This is a genomic window from Ralstonia sp. GX3-BWBA (genome assembly GCF_003290055.1).
In the GTDB taxonomy this organism is placed as follows: domain Bacteria; phylum Pseudomonadota; class Gammaproteobacteria; order Burkholderiales; family Burkholderiaceae; genus Ralstonia; species Ralstonia holmesii.
In genome coordinates this window covers 215,619-231,029 of the sequence record NZ_QMKS01000023.1, presented here as the reverse complement: position 1 = coordinate 231,029, position 15,411 = coordinate 215,619, and the positions used below count along the sequence as shown (strand labels likewise).

Annotated in this window: 12 protein-coding genes; 4 read left to right on the top strand and 8 right to left on the bottom strand. The window is 65.2% G+C overall.

The window, feature by feature from the left end:
- Positions 1-24 precede the first annotated feature (24 nt).
- The 3 genes from DOD19_RS22375 to DOD19_RS22365 are packed head-to-tail and all read right to left on the bottom strand — an operon-like array spanning position 25 to position 2,833.
- Positions 25-411 (bottom strand): RidA family protein, encoded by a 387-nt coding sequence (locus tag DOD19_RS22375; RefSeq protein WP_024978601.1) that lies wholly within the window; start codon positions 409-411, stop codon positions 25-27.
- 42 nt (positions 412-453) lie between these two features.
- Positions 454-1,950, bottom strand: coding sequence for an amidohydrolase family protein (locus DOD19_RS22370; RefSeq protein WP_112188259.1), 1,497 nt, complete (start codon positions 1,948-1,950; stop codon positions 454-456).
- Between the two features lie 13 nt (positions 1,951-1,963).
- Positions 1,964-2,833 carry a MurR/RpiR family transcriptional regulator gene (locus DOD19_RS22365; protein WP_024978603.1) on the bottom strand — a complete coding sequence of 290 codons (870 nt, stop codon included), beginning with the start codon at positions 2,831-2,833 and terminating at the stop codon, positions 1,964-1,966.
- 162 nt (positions 2,834-2,995) lie between these two features.
- On the opposite strand from DOD19_RS22365, the gene DOD19_RS22360 reads away from it, so the two are divergent.
- Both DOD19_RS22360 and DOD19_RS22355 read left to right on the top strand, forming a co-directional pair.
- On the top strand, positions 2,996-4,273 hold the full coding sequence (locus tag DOD19_RS22360; RefSeq protein WP_112188181.1) for an amino acid deaminase: 1,278 nt from the start codon (positions 2,996-2,998) through the stop codon (positions 4,271-4,273).
- Positions 4,274-4,285: 12 nt separating this feature from the next.
- Complete coding sequence (locus tag DOD19_RS22355; protein WP_112188179.1) at positions 4,286-5,212, top strand: sugar kinase; 927 nt, start codon at positions 4,286-4,288, stop codon at positions 5,210-5,212.
- A gap of 331 nt (positions 5,213-5,543) precedes the next feature.
- Here the strand turns inward: DOD19_RS22355 and DOD19_RS22345 are convergent, their stop codons facing one another.
- From DOD19_RS22345 to DOD19_RS22335, 3 genes are all read right to left on the bottom strand, one after another.
- The gene (locus DOD19_RS22345; protein ID WP_112188177.1) at positions 5,544-7,973 is read right to left on the bottom strand and encodes a penicillin acylase family protein; all 2,430 of its coding nucleotides are present in this window, start codon (positions 7,971-7,973) and stop codon (positions 5,544-5,546) included.
- A 268-nt stretch (positions 7,974-8,241) separates the two neighbouring features.
- Entirely contained in the window at positions 8,242-10,137 is a 1,896-nt protein-coding gene (locus tag DOD19_RS22340) for an ATP-binding protein (protein ID WP_112188256.1), read from the bottom strand.
- A gap of 292 nt (positions 10,138-10,429) precedes the next feature.
- Positions 10,430-11,728 carry an MFS transporter gene (locus tag DOD19_RS22335; protein ID WP_024978608.1) on the bottom strand — a complete coding sequence of 433 codons (1,299 nt, stop codon included), beginning with the start codon at positions 11,726-11,728 and terminating at the stop codon, positions 10,430-10,432.
- A 152-nt stretch (positions 11,729-11,880) separates the two neighbouring features.
- Between DOD19_RS22335 and DOD19_RS22330 the strand changes: the two genes are divergently transcribed.
- The gene (locus DOD19_RS22330; protein ID WP_112188174.1) at positions 11,881-12,240 is read left to right on the top strand and encodes a DUF3175 domain-containing protein; all 360 of its coding nucleotides are present in this window, start codon (positions 11,881-11,883) and stop codon (positions 12,238-12,240) included.
- Between the two features lie 18 nt (positions 12,241-12,258).
- Here the strand turns inward: DOD19_RS22330 and DOD19_RS22325 are convergent, their stop codons facing one another.
- Positions 12,259-12,540, bottom strand: coding sequence for a hypothetical protein (locus DOD19_RS22325; protein WP_024978610.1), 282 nt, complete (start codon positions 12,538-12,540; stop codon positions 12,259-12,261).
- 355 nt (positions 12,541-12,895) lie between these two features.
- On the opposite strand from DOD19_RS22325, the gene DOD19_RS22320 reads away from it, so the two are divergent.
- Positions 12,896-13,144, top strand: coding sequence for a dodecin (locus DOD19_RS22320; RefSeq protein ID WP_024978611.1), 249 nt, complete (start codon positions 12,896-12,898; stop codon positions 13,142-13,144).
- A 67-nt stretch (positions 13,145-13,211) separates the two neighbouring features.
- Here the strand turns inward: DOD19_RS22320 and acpA are convergent, their stop codons facing one another.
- Positions 13,212-15,356: an acid phosphatase gene (gene acpA, locus DOD19_RS22315; RefSeq protein ID WP_112188172.1), complete on the bottom strand. Its 2,145-nt coding sequence runs from the start codon at positions 15,354-15,356 to the stop codon at positions 13,212-13,214.
- Positions 15,357-15,411 lie beyond the last annotated feature (55 nt).

Sequence of the window (15,411 nt, the reverse complement as noted above, 5' to 3'; positions counted from 1 at the left end):
TTTGAATTGCACTTGTATTGCGCGTTACGGCTTCTTGTAGGCCACGCAATCGACTTCAACCTTGCAGTCGATCACCATGCTCGACACCACGCACGCACGTGCGGGCGGGTTGGCGCCGAAGTACTCCTTGAACACCTTGTTGAACGACTGGAAGTCGCGCGGATCATCCAGCCACACACCGCAGCGCACGACGTGTTCGGGGCCGTAGCCCGCTTCGGCCAGGATGGCGAGCACGTTCTTGATGGTCTGGTGCGATTGCTCGACGATGCCGCTGCCGACCACCTCGCCGTTCACCATGGGCGTCTGGCCCGAGACGAACAGCCAGCCGTCTGCGCCGGCCGCGCGGGCAAAGGGGAGGTGCTGGCCACCGGTGCCGGTGCCGCCTTCAACGCCAATTCGGGTAATCGTCATCGCTACGTTCCTTCTTTCAAAACTCTCAAACAAACTCGGATTTCAGTGGACTTCGGTGGCCGCAACTGCCTGCGCACGCGGCCCGCGCTTGAGAAAGCGCCCCGCGCCGGGTGTCTGTACCGCGGGCTGCGCGGCACCACCCTGATATGACAGATGGCCGTTGACCCACACTGCCGCAATACCCGCCGCGGGTTGCTGCGGGTCGGTAAAGGTGGCGACATCGCGCACCGTTTCGGGATCGAACAAAACGAGATCCGCCCAATAGCCCTCGCGCACCAGGCCGCGTTCGGTCAGGCCGAAGCGCTCGGCGGACTGGCCTGTCATCTTGCGGATGGCGGCCGACAGCGAGAGCAGCTTGCGCTCGCGGCTGTAGTACCCCAGCACGCGCGGAAAGGCGCCCCATAGGCGCGGATGCGGTTTCGGATCGTTCGGCAGGCCGTCGGAGCCGATGACCGTCGCAGGGTGGGTGATGATGCGATCCAGATCCTGCGCGGACATGTTGTGGTACACGGCACCGGCCGGCTGCAGGCGGCGGGCGGCGTCCATCAGGTCGGTGCCCCACGCGGCGGCGATCTCCTTGAGCGTCTGTCCGGCCATGCCGGGCTCGGGCTCCGACCACGTGATGAAGATGTCGAATTCGTCCGTCACCTGCTTGAGGTCAAGCGTGGACGAGCTTGCGGTGTACGGATAGCAGTCGCACCCTACGGGCTGATAGCGCTGCGCACCTTCGATCGATTCCAGCACTTCGCCGGCACGGCCCCAGTTGGCGGCGCCCGCGCACTTCAGGTGCGAGATCACGATGGGCACGCGCGCATGCTTGCCGATGCGATACGCCTCGTCCATCGCATCCAGAATCGCGGCAAATTCGGTACGTAGATGCGTCGTGTAGATGGCGCCGGCCTCGGCCAGCGGCTCCGCCAGACCCATCACTTCCTCGGTGGTCGACGCAAAGGCGTTGGCGTAGGCCAGACCGGTCGACAGGCCCAGCGCGCCGTGGTCGAGCGCCTCGCGCAGTTGTGTGCGCATGCCCTCGACTTCATCAGGAGTGGCGGGGCGGTCGAGGCGGTCCAGGTGGTTGTTGCGCAGCGCCGTGTGGCCGACCAGCGCGGCGACGTTCACCGCCGGCTTGGCGCGCTCCACGGCATCCACGTACGACGCGAAGGTCGGGTACGCAAACGCGCTGGCGGGCCCGAGCAGGTTCATCGGGTCGGGCGGTTCGCCCTTCAGCGTAGCGGGCGACGCGCTGATGCCGCAGTTCCCCACGATGACCGTCGTAATGCCCTGCGACACCTTGCAAAGCATGTCGGGCGTGCGGATCACGTTGGTGTCGTCGTGCGTATGCACGTCGATGAAGCCGGGGGCGAGGACGCGGCCTTCGCCGGCGATTTCCGCATCCCCCAGCCAGGCGGTGGAGTCGGATGTGGCGATGGCGGCGATGCGGCCGTCGGTGATGGCCACGTCGAACAGCGTGGCCTCGGGTTCGTGGCCGCTGCCGTCCACAATGCGGACCTGACGGATGACGGTGTCGTACTGCTGCATGTGCTGCTCCTGCTCAATCTCCGAGCGGCTGGCGATTGCCGCCGCCGCGATGCGCATCGAGCACGTACTTGATGCGCCGTAAGAGCTCCTTGCTGCGATCGGCCTGCTGCAGTGCGACCTCGGTGGCCAGCAGGTCGATCATCATCATCATGGCGTAGCGCGATGACGACGGCTTGAAGATGAAATCGGTTTCCATGGCCTGGATCGGCAGCAAGACATCGGCCAGCGCCGCCAGCGGCGAGCCGATGGCCGTGATGGCGACGATTTTGGCGCCGTACTCGCGCGCGATGGTCACGCTGTCGATCACCTCTGGTACGTGCCCGGTGACGGAAAACACGACCACCACATCGTCCGGGCTGAGCGTGGCTGCGACCATCCGCTGCAGCATCGAATCATGATAGGTGGTGACCGGCCGTCCCAGGCGCGCGAGGCGGTAGCGCATTTCATCGGCCATGGTGGTCGAGCCGCCACCCATGCCGAATACGGCAATCATGCGCGCCGCCACCAGCGCCACCGCCGCGGCGCGGAACGCCTCGGGCTGCACCAGCGCGCGGTTGGCCTCCAGCACATTGCTGATGTCGGCCAGGATGCCGTCGGCGCTGGAGGGCGGGCGGTCTGCGCCGCCATCCAGAAAGCGCTGGCCGACTGCGGCTGCCTGCGCTAGCTTGAGCTTGAGTTCACGCACGTCGCGGCAACCCATCGCCTTGGCAAAACGTGTGACGCTGGCCTCACTCACGCCAGCGCGTTCGGCCAGCGTCTGGATGCTGCCGGCGGCGGCTTCGGCAATGTCGCTCAAGACCGTCTGCGCGACCTTCTGCTCGGCGGGGCGCAGTTCTGCGGCGCGCTGGGAGAGTCGGGTCACGATGTCCATCGGTTCACGCATGAGATCGGGCTTAGGGTCTCGCATTCTGGCCCCCGGTAGTCGTCCGGATAGCGGCTTGGAGAGTGCTTTGGTACTTTGTAACAGGCTGGCCGGGAGAATAATTTCGCCGCTATCATTGTGTCAACCCGATGTTTACCCCCAAAGGAACGCGAGTCGATTCCCATGAGTGATACAAAGTACCAAGGAGACGCCAACGCCGTCGTCAACCCGCTCGACAAGGGCTTGGGTGCGTTGGAAACCGCATGCGCGCCGGAGCAGATTGCTGCCCAGCGTTGGAATGTGTTGAACGAAGACCTGAACCTGCCCGCGGCGGTGCTCTCGCAATCGCGTGTGGAGCACAACCTGGCCTGGATGCAGCGCTTCGTGAGCGAATACGGTGCCAAGCTCGCGCCGCACGGCAAGACCACGATGGCCCCGCGCCTGTTCCAGCGCCAGCTGGCCGGCGGTGCATGGGGCATTACGCTGGCAACGGCGCACCAGACGCGCGTTGCTTATGCCCAAGGCGTGCGCCGCGTCCTGATGGCCAACCAGTTGGTCGGCAAGCGCAACATGGGCATCCTGGCTGAGCTGCTGGCCGACCCGACGTTCGAGTTCTTCTGCCTGGTGGATGCGGCGGATCAGGTCGACCAGCTTGCCGCCTTCTTCGGCAAGGTCGGCCGTCCGATCCAGGTTCTGATCGAGCTGGGCGTGCAGGGCGGCCGCACCGGCGTGCGTGATGACGCGCAACTGCAATCGGTGCTCGACGCGCTTACGCGTGCTAACAGCGCCGTCAAGCTCGCAGGCGTTGAAGTCTATGAGGGCGTGATCAAGGAAGAGGCCGATATCCGTGCCTTCCTGCAGCGCGCCGTGACGGTGATGGGGGATCTGGCGAAGGCGGGTCGCCTGCAACGCACGCCGGCCGTGCTGACCGGCGCGGGGTCGGCCTGGTACGACGTGGTGGCCGAAGAGTTCGCCAAGGCCAATATCGGCCAGCCGCTGGATGTCGTGCTGCGCCCGGGCTGCTACCTGACCCACGACGTGGGCATCTACCGCGCGGCGCAGGCCCGTATCGACGCCAACAACCCGATCGCGCACAAGATGCGTTCGAGCCTGCTGCCGGCGCTCCAGCTTTGGGCCTATGTGCAATCCGTGCCTGAAGCTGAACGCGCCATCATCGCAATGGGCAAACGTGACGCTGCATTCGACGCCGGCCTGCCGCTGCCGGTGCTGCATTTCCGCCCGGGTGACAAGACGCCCTCGGCCACCCCCGCGCACTGGGAAGTTACCGGCATGATGGATCAGCATGCCTACCTGAAGATCGCCCCCGGCGATGACATCAAGGTGGGCGACATGATCGCCTTCGATATCTCGCACCCGTGCCTGACGTTCGACAAGTGGCGCCAGATTTCGGTGGTTGACGATGCGTACAACGTGGTCGACGTTGTGCAGACCTACTTCTGAGCGAGAGCGCCCATGGCAGACATCCTCGCCTACGGCGAAGCGCTGATCGAGTTCAACCAGGCGGATTCCGGCAGCACGTCGTGGAATTTCGGCTTCGGCGGCGATACGTCGAACTTCTGCATTGCGGCGGCACGTCAGGGCGCACGCACCGGCTACATCAGCGCGGTGGGCGCCGACCGCTTCGGCCAAGCGCTGCGCGCGCTATGGCGGGACGAAGGCGTGGATCACACCTACGTGCACACCGATGCGCAGGCGCCCACGGGCCTGTACTTCGTGTCGCACGATTCGCGTGGCCACCACTTCGACTATCTGCGCGCGGGCTCGGCCGCGAGCCGCTTCCAGACGACGCAACTGCCGCTGCAGGCGATTGCGGCGGCCAAGGCGTTTCACCTGTCGGGTATCAGCCTCGCCATCAGCGATACGGCCTGCGACGCGGGTTTGGCGGCGATGGCGCATGCGCGGGCGTCGGGTGTGCTGGTGTCGTTCGACACCAACCTGCGCTTGCGCCTGTGGCCGCTCGCGCGTGCACGCGCCGTGATGCAGGAAGCGATGCGCACGTGCGATCTGTGCCTGCCCAGTTGGGACGATGTGACGGTACTGCTCGACTGCCATGACCGCGATGGCATTGTCGATACGCTGCTCGACTGGGGCGTGAAGCTGGTGGCGCTCAAGATGGGCGCGGAAGGCTGCTACGTGGCCACGCCCGAGTCGCGCACGCTGGTGCCGCGTCACACCGTCAATGCGATTGACGCGACCGGCGCGGGCGATTGCTTTGGCGGGTCGTTCGTGGCGCGGATCGTGGCGGGGGATTCGCCGGTAGAGGCGGCGCGGTATGCGAATGTGGCTGCGGCGATTTCTACGACTGGGTATAGCGCGGTTGCGCCGATTCCTCGGGCGGAGGTGGTGCGGGCGGCGTTGGCCTCGGTTCAGGCTGCTTGAATGGGCGTTGCGGGTGGGCTTTGTGTTTCATCCCCTGCCGGGGCTGACTCACTTTCTTTGTCTTGCCAAAGAAAGTAAGCAAAGAAAGGCGCGCCCGATGCGGCGAAAGATTCCTTGAATTTATGTGACCGTGCGGGGAAGTAGGCAAACTCGCTGCGCTCAGACAAGCCTCCTTCCTTTTTCCGCCCGCTCACAAAAATTCAAGGCGCCGCATAGGGCAGGGTACGGCCAAACCCTCGTGTGCCTGTGTTCGTGCCATGCGAACTTGTTGGGTAAAGAGAAACGCCACCGCATTGTTTGCGGTGGCGTTTCTCTTTTGTGCGTCGTGTGCTTACTTGGCCGGCACCAGATGCACTCGCGACTCGGTCGCCGCCTCCACCGCCTTGCGCGAATACAGCAGCGGGAAGTATTCGCCCTTGAGCCACAGCGGGGCCAGGTCGCGGTAGTGCGGGCTGTCGGGGTCACCGGACTGGCCGGGCAGGTTGACGGCGCGCGAGTTGTCCCAGTTGCCGACGTCCACCACCGTGCGGAACGATGGGCCGTTGGTCTGCAGGAAATCTGTCGCGCGATATGTCGATTGGTTGGGCGTGTAGGGGCTGCCGCCTTCGGGAGTGGGGCCGACGTTGAGCTTGGCGCGCGTGGCTTCGTCGACGATGGCGGCGAACGGATGGGCGTTCAGGTTGTGGTGCAACTGGCCCCAGTTCCACGCTTGAGGGTTCGGGCCCTGGCGCCTGACCATATCGTTCCACGCCAGCTTCAGGCTGGCGAGCAGCACGGCATCGCGCTTGGAGGCGGCTTGCTGCGGGTCTTCGCCAAATTTGCGTTCGCTGCCTTGCGGGTGTTCGAGCGTGTCGAGCATGACGGCGGTATCGGGCGCGGCCATCACCTCGGCGCCCGCCTTGGAGAGCACGGCGTTCTTGAACGCGCGGCCCAGATGGTGCGTGAACCAGACCTCATGCAGCGCGGCCTGCGGCGAATCCGCCAGCATGGTTGCGTTCCAACCCTTGAACAGATTGAGCGCGGCCTGCGTGTCGGCGTCGTTGGACGATAGCGGCGACAGCAGTGCCATCAGCCTGCGCGCCGGGATCGACACCATGTCGTTCTGCAGGCGCATCGAATCTTCGATCGACACCTTGTCCATCTTGGCCAGCACTTCGTCAATGCGTGCGTGGCGTGAGCCGTTGGTCCACTCAAAGCCCAGTTTCCGCTCGCGGTACGGGTAATCCGGCGGCAGGTTCATCTCGTTGGACGAGGTGAAGTAGCCTGACTTCGGGTTGTAGGTGCTGGGCAGTTGATCGCCGCGCCAGAAGCCGGCCCATTCGAAGCGGCCGTCACCGGGTACGGGCAGCAGGCCGTCCCAGTTCGGGCGGATCGGGGCGAGGCCGCCCGGCACCCAGCCGATGTTGCCTTTCGTGTCCGCATAGACCTGGTTTTCGGTGGGGGCGCCCCAGTTCATCATCGACTGCTTGAACTGCGCGAAGGTGCGTGCACGCATGTAGCCCACCGAGCCGAAATACGGCGACATACCCGGCGACAGCCATGCCGAGCGCACGGCATACGCGCGGTGCTTCTCGGCATCGATGTAGATGACAGGGCCGTGCCGCGTGAACGTCAGGTCGACGGGGTGGGATTCACCGCCGCGCACCTTCACGGTTTCATGCAGCACGGTGAAGGGCTCCCAGCCGCCGTTGTAGCGGTATTCGCTGTTGTTGGCCGGGTTCAGCTCGTAGACGTAAAGGTCTTCCTGGTCGATGTTGAAGATGGTCAGGCCGAACGCGACGTGCCCGTTATGCCCGATCGATACGGCCGGCAGCGATGGTTCTCCGGCGCCGATGATGTCGAGCGTAGGTGTGCTGACGTGGGCGATGTAGCGCAGGCTCGGTGCCGAATACGCGCGGTGCGGGTCGTTGGCCATCACGGCGCGGCCGGTGGTGGATTTGCCCGGCGCGATGACCCAGTTGTTGCTGCCCTCCATGGTCTCTTCAAGGTTGGCGGCGGTGGCCACGCGCGTGCTGTCGACGTCTACGCCCTTGAGCGATTCGGGCGTGAGACGCACGCCCTGCGTGGCGAGCGTGAAGACCTTCAGCAGATCCTTCGGCAGGCACGGGTCCAGGCCTTCGGGCAACTGGGTTTGCCAGGCAGGCTGGAGGCCGAAGCGGATGGTGTCGTCAGCAAGGTTGGCCTTGCACGCCACGTTGGCCCGTGCGACCTCCGATTGCAGATTGCGCGTCAGCCCGTGGCTGCGGATGCGGACCACGTCTTCCGGCGCCCAGTGCGCGGGCGTGTAGTTCAGCTTGCGGAACTCGAACGGTATCTGCTCCGGATGCTTGGCCAGCCAGTCGACATACGCGTTGATGCCGGCAACGAAGCGCGTGGCAATGCGCTGCGCATCGGGGCTGTAGTGATTCCATTCGACTTGCATGTCGCCGCGATAGAGGAACAGCCGCGTCGCGCGATCCTGCTCGACATAGGCCGGCCCGAATACTTCCGAAAGTTGCCCCAGGCCCCGGCGGCGCCACAAGTCGATCTGGAACAGGCGGTCTCGCGCCGCGTTGAAGCCTTGGGCGAAGAAGCCATCGTCTTCGCTCTTGGCGTAGATATGCGGCACGCCCCAGCGGTCGATCAGGATGTCGGCGGGTTTTGACAGGCCGGCTACAGCGATGGTCTGGGTAGTCGTCTTGGGCGCGTCTTTGGCAACGGCCTGCGCAGAAATGCCGAGCGCAACGGCAGACAACAGCATGGGAAGCGAACGGATAAGCATGGCGATGCAGTCTCCTCTCTGAGCCCGGAATGCCAGCGCAGCCCAGATGGGCAGGGAGGATTCAGGCGTTCTTATGGATACGGCAGACAACCGCGAACGCGGCTGAGGGGAAGGGCAAGCTGGCCGATCGAGTGAGCCGGTGCTGGCAACTGCTAGGGGAGAGATGCCCACCGATCGGCACAGAATGACGAGTATGCGGATGCGCCGCCACTTGCGCCAATGACTTTTGTTCGGTCAACCATTCCGTCAAGGCATGGTTGCCGATGTGTCACACCAGCGTCTCAGGCCCGGTCTTGCGATGCACATTGGCGGCCAGCACGTGGCCCAGCTCGCCCGGGAAGATCGGCTTCGTGATGACGGATTGGTAACCGGCTTCCTTCGCTGCCTTCAGGCGGATCGGGTCGGCGAAAGCCGTCACGGCAATGGCGGGCAGGTCGGTCAAACCGCGTTCGCGCACGGCCCGCACCAACTGCATGCCGTCCATGCCGGGCATGGCGAGGTCGCTGACCAGCGCGTCGAACGGGTAGGCGTTGGCGACTGCATGTTCCAGCGCATCGAGCGCGGCGGCTCCGCTGGATACGGTGACAACCTCGGCGCCGTAGCGCTCCAGCATCAGGGCGATCACGCCGAGCGATTCGGGGTTGTCATCCACCGCCAGCACGCGAATGCCATCCAGCGTCGGCATGCCCGTACCTGCGACCAGGCCCGGCGTGCGGTTGGCCTGTTCGCCCGGCTGCGCGGCGTGCAGCGGCAACGACACGGCCATGGTGGTGCCACGGTCCGCGCCGCTGCTTGCCGCGGTGATGCGGCCGTGGTGCAGCTCGACGAGTTGCTTGGCAATCGCCAGCCCCAGGCCGAGCCCGCCGTGGCGGCGCGTGCTGGACAGATCCGCCTGCTGGAAGCGGTCAAAAATATGCGGCAGGAAGGCCGGCTCGATGCCGATGCCGGTGTCGCGTACGGTGGCGACCACGCCTTCGGGCGACGGGTGCACCGAGAGCCGGATGTGCCCGCCCTCGGGCGTGAACTTGACGGCGTTGGCCAGCAGGTTCCAGAACACCTGCTTCAGGCGCCCGGCATCGCCTTGCAGCATGGGCACGGGCAGGAATTCGGTATCGATGGTGATGTTCTTCTGGCGCGCCATGGGCTCGATGGTCTCGCGCGCGCGTTCCAGCACATCGGCCAGGTCCACGGGTCCGATCTCCAGCGGGACCTTGCCCGAGAGGATGGCCGACATGTCGAGCAAGTCGTCGATCAGGTGGACTTGCGTGCGGGCGCTGCGCTCGATGGCTTCAATGCCGCGCTTGAACATCGCTTCATCGTAGGCGCGCATGTTCAGCAATTGCGCCCAGCCCAGCACCGCATTGAGCGGCGTGCGCAGCTCGTGGCTGACCGTCGCCAGGAAATCGTCTTTCAGGCGGCTGGCGCGCTCGGCTTCTTCGCGGGCGCGGGATTCGGCTTCGAGCAACTGCGAGCGGCGGGCCTCGGCCTGGCGGCGCTCGCTGATGTCGATCACGGCGTTGGTCAGACCGATGATCTCGCCGGTGTCGTCGCGCAGCGGCATGACCACCACGTCGTAGACCACGCGCTGCGTATGGCGCCGACGGAACGCGAACTCCACGCGCGTAGGCGTGCCGGTTGCGATGACGCGCTGGCCGGCCTCGGTCAGGCGCGATGCGGCGCGGCGGCCGAACACTTCGCGCACCGTCCGCCCCAACAGCTGTTCGGGCTGAAGGCCGAACACGGGGTTATGCACCCACGTGAAGTGCATCGTGTTGTCGACGTCGTAGAGCGAAATGGGCGAGGCCTGCAGCGCGGCCAGCAGGCGTTGCTGCGACAGGCGCTGCTGGGTTTCAGCCCGTGCGCGGCGTTCGGCCCCGGCGCGGGCGCGGCGCAACTGCTCGCACAAGCCGCAGATAAGCAGTGCGCCCACCCCAAACACCGTCATCTGGATCGGCGTGAGGGGCACAGCGGCGGGCCAGCTTTGCAGCGCGGCCAGTCCCATGAACAGCCCCGCATAGGAGACGATGGCCAGCATGCCCGGCCAGAACCCGCCGTACCACGCCGCAATCGTCACCACCGGAAAAGCGAGGTAGAACGGCAGATGGATGCCCATCGCCGATTCGAGCAGCACCCGTCCGATGGTGCCGACGGCGGCCGCACCCACCGCCACCAGCCATGCCGATGGGCGAATGGCCGGTGTCACGGTAAACCCGCTGGTGCTGAAGGGCCCAGGGTCCGGCAACCGGGCAGGGCCGGCAGCGCGCGTGTCCGACGGGCGGGACGATGGGGGCAGGATGGACGTCACAGTCGGGCGCAATACCGGGCGGAGAACAAAGCAGCCAAAGGTGACTCAGGATACGAATTGGCCACCGCCGATGCCATCGGGGTTTCGCTGACACGCGTGCAAGACAGTGCCCCATTCTTGCCCGGGCCAGTCGCGGCGCGGGCCCGCGGGGTTATCCCCCTGACGAGGGGTGCCCCGCATGCTCGGGGTGCGGATCGCGCATGCGGTTGCGGTGCGTCAGGGCGGGGAACAGCCGCATCCAGACTGCCACCACCAACAGCGTGCCAAGGCCGCCAATCACCACCGAGGCCACTGGCCCCAGCAGCCCGGCCAACATGCCCGATTCGAATTCGCCCAACTGGTTGGACGCGCCCACGAACACTGAATTGACCGCGCTCACGCGCCCGCGCATGGCATCGGGCGTATCGAGCTGCACCAGCGACGTCCGGATCACCACGCTGATCATGTCCGACGCGCCCAGCAGCACCAGCGCCAGCATCGACAGCGGCAGCCAGCGCGACACCCCGAACACCAGCGTCGCCAACCCGAACACCGCCACGGCAGCAAACATCACCCGGCCAACATGCCGATCCAGCGGACGGTGCGCCAGGAAGAGCGCCATGCCCAGCGCTCCCACGGCCGGCGCCGAGCGCAGCAGGCCCAGCCCCCATGCGCCTGTGCCCAGGATGTCGCGCGCGTAGATCGGCAGCAGCGCCGTCGCGCCCCCCAGCAACACGGCAAACAGGTCGAGCGAGATAGCGCCCAGCACCACTGGCCGCCCCTTGATGAATGAGATGCCCGCGAACAGCGATTGGAGGCTCACCGGCGTGCTGACGGGCACCGCGCGCTCCATCCGCACCAGCGCCAGCAACACGTGCGCGAGCAAAAACAGCCCAGCTGCCGTGGCATACACCACTGGCGCGCCGGCCACGTACAGAAAGCCGCCCAGCGCCGGCCCCAGGATGACGCCGGTCTGCCCGGCCGAGCTGGACAGCGCCACCGCGCGCGGCAATGCCTGCAGTGGCACCAGCGTCGGCAATAGGGCTTGCAGCGTCGGCGTCTCGAACGCGCGCATCGCGCCAATCACCACCACGCACAGGAAGATCGGTTGCACACCGGCGTGCCCGTTGGCCGCCAGGACAGCCAGCGAGAGTGCCACCAGGGCTTCGATGGCCTGACAGGCACGCACGACGTACCGCCGGTCGTAGCGGTCCGCAATATGGCCGGAGGCCAGCACCAGCACCACCGACGGTAGGAACTGCGCCAGCCCGACCAGCCCCAGCACATAGGCGCTGCGCGTCAGGTCGTAGATCTGCCAGCCAACGGCCACCCCGAACATCTGATACGCGAAGGTGGTGGACAGCCGGGCGAACCAGAACAGCCTGAAGGCGGGGTAGGCGAACGGCGCATGCGACAGCGTTTGCGCGGATGCGGAAGAGGAGGTGGGGGAAAGACCAGCGTCGCCAGACACGTTGGATGTGCGCCGGAATCCGGCGATCAATGAAGGAGGCGGAAAAGAAGCGTGAAGCGTCCGTCATCGTAACGGAAGTCGCCCCTTTATAGCCGCCCGCGCGGGTACGTGGCTTGCGGAACTGCCGGTACGTCATTACAGGAGATTTCATCATGACCACGCACCACGCCAGCTCAAAGCCGGCGCCCGCCCAATCATCGAAGGCCAAGCCGAAGCCCCAGCGCTGGTCGCACCAGGTGATGGAGACCAGCGACGCGCTGGACATCGAACCCGACATTTTCAAGTCGCGCAGCCCCGCGCGGATTGCGGCGTCGCTCAAGGCATCGGCCGAGCACAGCCGGCGGCGCAAGGGGACGGCATTCCAGTCGGCCATGTCAATGCTGACGTTCTATATCAATCGGGCGGGGGACAACCTCAGCGTCGGGCGGCGCCGGATTCTGGAGCGTGCCAAGGATGCACTGCGTGCCGAGTTCGGCCGCCCTGCGCACAGCTCGGCCAAGGCCCGGCATTGATGGAAGGTGCGGCGCCGCTCAGATGGTCAGCATGACGCTGAGCAACTGGCGTGCGACCGCCTTGTAGTCGGCCTTGTCACTCTGCGGGGAATATGTGGACAGCGTCTTGCCCCGGTATTTGACCGTGACGATGCCGTTGCGGGTCGAATAGGTGGCTTCGATGCTTCGGCCGCCGCGCTCGAGATTGAAAGGGATGGTCTCAGCGACCAGTCGCGCGGTTTCCTGCGTGGCCGGCGGCGTGGGCGGCACGGCAGACAGCGGCGAGTATGAAGCGGGGGCTTGTTGTTCGGGGTGGCGCATGGCGCCTCCTCTTCGGGGAAAACGGGTATGCACCCCAACGCAGGTTCCGTACCAGCTCCGTTTGGCCTGGACATGCCGTGCGGCCGCCCGAAAAGTGGCACCTCAACGCCGGTCAGGCGCTCGACATGCGGGCGGGTTTGACGCCATGCGTCGGTCCGTTGACGAGATTTGTCAATTTTGTAAACGCAATTAACCGCCAGGATTTTTGGGCCCCGTGCAAATCCGGGCTATCAAGGCGCGGAGACAGGTGCCATTCTGGTAAGTGCCATGGCGCGCGCATCGCATGCCAATCGCATGCACCTCGCGCCTTGCAGGCACCCTGCCGACGTTCCAACCATGCCAACAAGGAGGCGATATGGGTTCCCATACCTACAAGATGATCGAGCTGGTCGGTTCTTCACCCGATTCCAGCGATGCAGCCGTCCGCAACGCCATCGCGCGCGCGGGCGAGACCCTCAAGCATCTGGACTGGTTTGAGGTGCTGGAAACACGCGGCCACCTGGTCGACGGCAGAATCGCCCACTGGCAGGTGACGATCAAGGTGGGGATGCGGCTCGAAACGCTGGAGAGCGAAAAGCCCGCCGGCAAGAAGAAGGGCAAATAGCGGTTAAAGAAAAAGGCGGCCAGGATTTCTCCGGGCCGCCTTTTTTCGTGAGGACTGCGCTGCAGTGTTATTGCGCCTGCGTGAAGTCCAGCGCGTTGGTCAGGTCGCCCATCGGCTTGTTGCCGTTGGAGACGAGCGCCTCGTCACGTTGCTTGATACCCGGCAGCGTCGGCAGGTCGAAGCGGTGCGTGATCAGACGCAGGACCGAAGCCGTGTCGTACTGGGTGTGGTCAACGAAGCCCTTCTTGGCAAACGGCGAGACAACGATCGCCGGGATACGCGTGCCCGGGCCCCAGCGGTCAGCCTTCGGCACCGTGGCGTGGTCGTAGAAGCCACCGTTTTCGTCATACGTCACGACGATCACCATGTTCTTCCACTGCGGGCTCTTCTGCAGTTGGGCGATCACGTTGGCGATGTGTGCGTCGCCGTCAGCCACGTTGGCATAGCCCGGGTGCTGGTTCAGGTTGCCTTGTGGCTTGTAGAACGTGACGGCGGGCAGCTTGCCTGCGGCTGCGTCTTGCAGGAAGGCGGCGTCGTAGTCGCGCAGGTGGGCCGCACGCTCAGCAGCGCCGGTGGTCGTGGCCGGGTCGAAGCGGCTGAAGTAGTTGAACGGCTGGTGGTGCGGCTGGAACTGGATCGAGCCGCTGTAGATCACGCTGCGCGTGGTGTTCGGGGCGTCGGCAAGGGCCGCGTTCCAGGCGCCGGCGTACCAGGCCCAGTCCACGCCACGGGCCGTCAGCAGATCACCGATGTTGGTGTTCGACTGCTTCGGCATGGTGGTAGCCTTGGTGGGGTCGGCGTAGGCCGTGTTGCCGCTGGCGACGGCGTTACCCGACGGCTGGTACGGCGGCTGCATCGTGTTGACGGCGTACGAGTTGCCGTTACTGTCGACCGGTGTCAGGTTGCCGTCCTTCGTGCCGCCGGTGTACGACGTCGGGGCACCCGCCATGACCGAGCTGGCGCTCGGGGTGAGCGTGGGTGAGCCGTTTGCATCGGTCGTAACCGAGGCGATGCTGCCCGAAGCCGGCGAGTTTGCGGCGTTCGGATAGATCGGTGCGCACGCGCAGATCAGGTACTGGTGGTTCAGGAACGAACCGCCGAATGCGCCCATGAAGAAGTTATCCGCCAGCGTGTATTGCTTGGCGATGTTCCACATGGTCATCTTGCTGCCGTCGTAGTAGCCCATGGTCAGGCCGCCGGCGTCGGCAAAGGCGGCGAACTTGTCGTTCTTGCCGCCGTTGATCTGCATCTGGTTCTGATAGAAGCGGTGCCAGAGGTCGCGCGTGATGACGTTCTGGCCGACGACCGTGCCCGTGCTGCCGAAGCCCGACGGGCTGTCGATCTGGAACATCTGGTTGGGCATGTTGGCCGTGGAGGCCTGCGTGATCTGCACGCTTTGGCCGGCTGCGGTCACGCCACCCCAGGTGGGCGGCAGCGTCGGCAGCACGGAGCCATCGAAGTCTTTCTGCGCAACGGCGGTGCCCGTCGAGGTCGGGTTCACACCGGGGATGCCATTGGCGCCCGGGAACAGGCCGTACAGGTTATCGAAGCCGCGGTTTTCTGCGTAGATCACCACGATCGTCTTGACGTTGTTGGTCAGCGCCATGCGCTTTGCCACGCCGTCGCGGATGGTCTTGCCGATGTCGCCGCCGTTGGCAACGGCGTCGGCGATCAGGGCGATGGCCTGGTCGATTTCAGCCTGCAGCGCAGCCTTGGTGCCGGCGTCGGTTTCCTTGTTGTGGTCTTCCAGCAGCTTGTCGATCGTCACGCCAAGGCGTGCGGCGAGTGCCGTCTTGGCAGCGTTGATGTCGCCGCCGTTGCTGTCCATCAGCACAGCCAGTTCGGTCGAGATGGCGCTGACAACACCGTTGGCGCCGGCCGGTGCACGGAACACCAGTGGCTGCGTGATGGCCGTGTGCGTGCCCTTGTCCGGATCGTTGCGGAAGGCGTCCGTACCGATTTCCACGGTGATGGCGCCCGAGCCTGCCAGCGTGTAGGCGCCGTTCGCATCGGTATAGGTGCTGGTTTCACCCGAATCGCACTTGCCGTTGTTGTTGGCGTCGATACAGACCTTGGCATGCTCGAAGTAGCTGCCGGTCACCACGCCCGAGGTGGACGCGGAGGCATTGCTGCCCGAATCACTGCCACCACAGGCAGACATGCTGGCCGCAACCAACGCGGTCAGCGGCAAAAGACGAAGCGCTCGGCTCATGATTTCCCTGGATTGTTGTGTGGGGGACGAAAGCGAGCGGGAGTCTGTGCTTCGT

What these genes read in the sequence shown, in the direction of transcription:
- DOD19_RS22345 (WP_112188177.1), bottom strand. Translation starts at nt 7,973, where the DNA reads ATGCTTATCCGTTCGCTTCCCATGCTGTTGTCTGCCGTTGCGCTCGGC.
- DOD19_RS22365 (WP_024978603.1), bottom strand. Translation starts at nt 2,833, where the DNA reads ATGCGTGAACCGATGGACATCGTGACCCGACTCTCCCAGCGCGCCGCA.
- DOD19_RS22325 (WP_024978610.1), bottom strand. Translation starts at nt 12,540, where the DNA reads ATGCGCCACCCCGAACAACAAGCCCCCGCTTCATACTCGCCGCTGTCT.
- DOD19_RS22370 (WP_112188259.1), bottom strand. Translation starts at nt 1,950, where the DNA reads ATGCAGCAGTACGACACCGTCATCCGTCAGGTCCGCATTGTGGACGGC.
- DOD19_RS22360 (WP_112188181.1), top strand. Translation starts at nt 2,996, where the DNA reads ATGAGTGATACAAAGTACCAAGGAGACGCCAACGCCGTCGTCAACCCG.
- DOD19_RS22375 (WP_024978601.1), bottom strand. Translation starts at nt 411, where the DNA reads ATGACGATTACCCGAATTGGCGTTGAAGGCGGCACCGGCACCGGTGGC.
- DOD19_RS22330 (WP_112188174.1), top strand. Translation starts at nt 11,881, where the DNA reads ATGACCACGCACCACGCCAGCTCAAAGCCGGCGCCCGCCCAATCATCG.
- DOD19_RS22320 (WP_024978611.1), top strand. Translation starts at nt 12,896, where the DNA reads ATGGGTTCCCATACCTACAAGATGATCGAGCTGGTCGGTTCTTCACCC.
- acpA (WP_112188172.1), bottom strand. Translation starts at nt 15,356, where the DNA reads ATGAGCCGAGCGCTTCGTCTTTTGCCGCTGACCGCGTTGGTTGCGGCC.
- DOD19_RS22355 (WP_112188179.1), top strand. Translation starts at nt 4,286, where the DNA reads ATGGCAGACATCCTCGCCTACGGCGAAGCGCTGATCGAGTTCAACCAG.